Raw genomic sequence first — 4,741 nt, 5'->3', positions numbered from 1 at the left:
TAATCCCCCTTACCGATAATAAAGCTGTTGGTCTCTGGTCTGCCGAGTACATCGTCAAGCGTATTAACGACTTTGCACCAACGGCCGAGAAGCCGTTCGTACTGGGCCTGCCCACCGGGGGGACGCCCGTAAACACCTACAATGCTCTGATTGCCATGCACCGTGAAGGCAAAGTCAGCTTCGAGAACGTTGTGACCTTCAACATGGATGAGTACGTTGGTCTGCCTGAGGAGCATCCCGAAAGCTACCACGCTTTTATGCATCGCGTGTTCTTTAACCATGTGGATATCAAGCCCGAAAACATCAATTTCCTCGACGGCAATGCCGACGATCTGGAAGCCGAATGCAAACGTTATGAAGATCGCATTCAGGCAGTTGGCGGCGTTGAGCTGTTTATGGGGGGGGTCGGTCACGATGGTCATATCGCCTTCAACGAGCCGGGCTCATCCCTGACCTCCCGCACCCGCATCAAGACTCTGACCCTGCAGACCCGTCAGGCTAACGCTCGCTTCTTTGATGGCGATATAGCTCAGGTGCCAAAACTGGCTCTGACTATCGGCGTAGGTACGGTGATGGATGCTCGCGAAGTGATGGTCCTGGCAACGGGCAGTGACAAATCGAAGGCCGTTCAGGTGACACTGGAAGGTTCTGTGAATCACATGTGGACAATTTCCGCCCTGCAGATGCATCCAAAGGCCATGATGATCTGCGACCAGAATGCGACCCTGGACCTCAAAGTACGCACACTGCGCTACTTCCAGGACATTGAAGCAGAAAACATCAGCGATTACTAATCAGGGACACCCATGAATACAAACAGCTATGCCCTGACCAATATGATACTACTGCCGGAAACCCGTTTTCCGGCGGGCATTGACTATGCGATCACTGTTGAAGGCAAGCGTATTACAGCTGTAGGTCTGGTTCAGGATTTGCCTGAATCCATGCCCACAGTCGATCTGCAGGGGCAGATTCTGACCCCCGGCTTTATCGACCTCCAGCTAAACGGCTGTGGCGGTGTACTGTTTAACACCGACATTACCATCAACACACTGGATGTCATGCATCAGGCCAATTTAAAGTCTGGCTGCACTACTTTCCTGCCCACACTGATTACTGCCTCTGATGAAGATATCAAACAGGCTGTCGGTGTCGTACGTAAATATAGGGCCATGCACCCTGAGCGTGTGCCCGGTATTCATCTGGAAGGCCCTTACCTGAACCCAAACCGCCGGGGCATTCACCCGGAAGAACAGGTTCGCACACCGGATCAACCCATGATCGACTGGCTCTGTGAGCAGGCCGATGTAATCAGCAAAATCACCCTGGCACCGGAAATGTGTCCAAAGGGTGTTATCCGGCAACTGTGTGACGCTGGCATTGTGATTTCTGTAGGGCACACGCTGGCAACTTGTGAACAAGTGAAAGCCGCCGAGGAAGAAGGTGCGACCTTCGCGACTCATTTGCATAATGCCATGACACCACTCACCAGTCGTGAGCCTGGCGCTGTAGGTGCTGTTTTCGATAGTCAAACCATGTACGCTGGCATCATTGCCGATGGCTTCCACCTTTCCTGGGAAAATCTGCGCATTGCCCAGCGACTTCTACAGGAACGACTGGTACTGGTAACAGACGCTACACCTCCTGTTGGCCTGGATAGTGCCGAAGGCAGCACTTTCGATTTCTGTGGCCAGACCGTGCACTACAGTCAGGGCAAATGCTCTAATGCTGATGGCACTCTGGGAGGCTCTGCACTGTCTATGGTTGAAGCGGTTCAGAACAGTATTGCACAAGGCATTGCCCGGGATACGGCTATCGATATGGCAACCAGAAATGCTGCCTGTGCTATGGGTATCGAGCAGGACTATGGCCAGATTGCTGTCGGGCAGTTTGCCAACTTCGTGGTACTTAATGGTGACTTGAATTGGAAGGCTACTATCAGTGGCGGTGTTCACGGGAATATATGATTAGGGTTTTCCATGTCACCCATTGTTAATCTTGATGTCGTGAAAGACCGCAATATATCCGCAGTCTACAAAACCATTCTTACCCACGGTGCGATCCCCCGCACTGAGATTGCACGTATTTGTCAAATCGCCCCGGGCAGCGTTACCCGTATTACCCGGCAGCTGATGGACAACGGCCTGATAGAAGAGGTGGTTAATATCAGTGGTTCTGACGACCGTGGTCGTAAGGCTATGCCTCTGGCAATTAACAAAAACCGCATCCAGATTCTGGCAGCCCGTATTGGCCGGACACATCTGCATATTGGTTTGCAAACGGTATCCGGTGAGATTCTTGCCAAACACTCCGAACCGTTACCCATTGTTAAAGATAACGGGCCTAGTCAGGAGCAATTCAGCAAGCAGGTGATTAGTGCGCTGACTGCCTTTATCCAGAAGCACAAAAAGCTTGTGACAAAAATTGCCGGCGTTGGTCTGGCAGTACCGGGGCTGGTGGATGTGCAGGAGGGCGTCATCACCTTTATGCCCCATCTGAAGGTTAATAATCTGCCGCTTGCTGAGTTAATTTCCGATGTTCTTGACGCCCCCTGCCACATCAACAATTTTATCGCCGCCATGACTTTAGCTGAGAAACAGTTTGGTGCACTCAAGGATTATCAGAATAGCCTGCTCGTGAGTATTCACAATGGCGTGGGTGCAGGGTTAGTCATGGATGGTAAACTTTACGAAGGCAGCAGCGCGGCGGTAGGAGAGCTGGGTCACATTCAGATGGAGCCGCTGGGGCAGCAGTGCGACTGCGGCAACTTCGGCTGTCTGGAAACCGTTGTTTCTAACTCCGCGATAGAGAAACGCTGCCGTCAGATTCTTCCCACTGCCTCCGGTTCGTCTCTGGCAGAGTTACCGACCGGGCAAATCACCATCACAGATATCTGCACAGCTGCGAACCACGGCGATGCCCTGGCTATCCGGCTTTTGAAAGAAGCGGCTGCCAAGCTGGGTTCCGCACTGGCTATGGCCGTGAACCTGCTGCGGCCTCAGGTTATTGCACTCTCCGGTGAGCTTTGTCAGGCCGCTGATATTGTGCACCCAGTGATTGAACAATGCCTGAAACAGCAGGCCGTCAATGTACCCGGCATTCCCCCGGTAAAAGTTATCAATGCCAAGCTTTACGACCGTCCGTGGCTGGCAGGCTATTCCCTGATCCGCAAAGCCATCACCGACCAGGGATTGCTTTGGCAGATTATGAAGGAAGCCCAAAGCAATTAGGCTCCTCGTCCAACAATAAAGCCCCGACCAGACAGCCGGGACTTTGTTTATTCAGAACTCAGAAAAAGATCAGGCTGCCTGGCGCTGACCTTCCACAAGGTGCTCACCTTTCTTTTGCGCTGCAATGCAGGCCGCAGCAGTCAGAACAACGTCGGTAGAGCTGTTCAGGCCGGTTTCTGCGGAGTCCTGAATCACACCGATGATGAAGCCTACACCCACAACCTGCATGGCAATCTCATTAGGGATACCAAACAGGGAACAGGCCAGAGGAATCAGCAGCAGGGAGCCACCGGCAACACCGGATGCGCCACAGGCGGATACAGCCGCCACAACACTCAGCAGTACAGCCGTAGCAATATCAACCTGAATACCCAGAGTGTGAACCGCTGCCAGCGCCATTACGGTGATGGTAATAGCTGCACCGCCCATGTTGATAGTGGCACCCAGAGGGATAGATACGGAGTAAGTGTCTTCATGCAGTTTCAAGTCTTCACACAGTTTCATATTCACTGGAATATTCGCTGCGGAGCTACGGGTGAAGAAGGCCGTGATGCCACTTTCACGCAGGCAGCGCAGAACCAGTGGGTAGGGGTTCATGCCAGTTTTCACGTACACGATGATAGGGTTAACAACCAGAGCGATAATCACCATGGAGCCCAACAGCACACTCAGCAGGCGAGCGTAGCTGGCCAGCGCACCGAAACCAGTGGAAGCGATGGTGCTGGACACCAGGCCAAAGATACCGAATGGAGCCAGCTGGATAACGAAACGCACCAGTTTGGAAATACCATCGGAAAAATCATGGATACCACGCTTGGTGCCTTCAGAGGCGTTACGCAGAACAATACCCAGACCAATACCCCAGGCCAGAATACCGATAAAGTTACCGTCCAGCAGAGCCTTCACAGGGCTTTGTACAATGTTGAACAGCAAAGTGTGCAGGATCTCACCAATGCCACCTGGAGGTGCAACGCTGGAACTATCCGCTACCAGGGCCAGCTCAGTTGGAAACATAAAGCTCATCAGTACTGCAGTGAGGGCTGCTGCAAAGGTGCTGATCAGGTACAGCGCGACAATGGGGCGCATGTTGGTATTGGAGTCTTTCTTCTGGTTGGAGATGGCGGACATCACCAGAACAAATACCAGAATAGGAGCAACAGCACGCAGAGCACCAACAAACAGGCTACCCAGCAGACCAACAGCATTAGCCGCACCTGGCGCAATCGCGGCCAGAGCGCCACCGGCAATAATACCGATAAATATTCGAAGGATGAGACTGCTACTGGTGTAACGATTGATGAGAGATGTCGTCTGACTCATGTATTCCCCTGAGGTTTTATTTATGAACGCATGCGCGCTCTGATTTTGGTAACAGGAATTATCTTTTCCTCTCTCGTGGAGGACCATGATCGAAGTCAACTCAGGTAAACAACGCTGCACAACACTGGCAAACCCTCAGCACCACAAATAAATCACCCACACAAAAAACAAATTACAAAAAATAAAACCAA

The 4,741-nt window shown here is 52.1% G+C and carries 4 protein-coding genes; 3 read left to right on the top strand and 1 reads right to left on the bottom strand.

Features of this window, described 5'->3' with window-relative positions; all coding sequences use genetic code 11:
• Window positions 1-2: 2 nt before the first annotated feature.
• The 3 genes from nagB to E1189_RS02945 are packed head-to-tail and all read left to right on the top strand — an operon-like array spanning window position 3 to window position 3,230.
• Window positions 3-794, top strand: a complete 792-nt coding sequence (nagB, locus tag E1189_RS02955) for a glucosamine-6-phosphate deaminase (RefSeq protein ID WP_329601878.1) — start codon at window positions 3-5, stop codon at window positions 792-794.
• Window positions 795-806: 12 nt separating this feature from the next.
• Window positions 807-1,967, top strand: a complete 1,161-nt coding sequence (gene nagA, locus E1189_RS02950; protein ID WP_155158562.1) for an N-acetylglucosamine-6-phosphate deacetylase — start codon at window positions 807-809, stop codon at window positions 1,965-1,967.
• A gap of 12 nt (window positions 1,968-1,979) precedes the next feature.
• On the top strand, window positions 1,980-3,230 hold the full coding sequence (locus tag E1189_RS02945; protein WP_155158561.1) for an ROK family protein: 1,251 nt from the start codon (window positions 1,980-1,982) through the stop codon (window positions 3,228-3,230).
• Window positions 3,231-3,299: 69 nt separating this feature from the next.
• On the opposite strand, the gene sstT is transcribed toward E1189_RS02945, so the two are convergent.
• On the bottom strand, window positions 3,300-4,550 hold the full coding sequence (gene sstT / locus E1189_RS02940) for a serine/threonine transporter SstT (protein ID WP_155158560.1): 1,251 nt from the start codon (window positions 4,548-4,550) through the stop codon (window positions 3,300-3,302).
• Between the last annotated feature and the right edge of the window lie 191 nt (window positions 4,551-4,741).

The sequence above is a fragment of the Parendozoicomonas verongulae genome (assembly GCF_009711465.1).
Classification (GTDB): Bacteria; Pseudomonadota; Gammaproteobacteria; order Pseudomonadales; family Endozoicomonadaceae; genus Sansalvadorimonas; species Sansalvadorimonas verongulae.
This window is presented reverse-complemented; position numbering and strand designations above follow the sequence as displayed.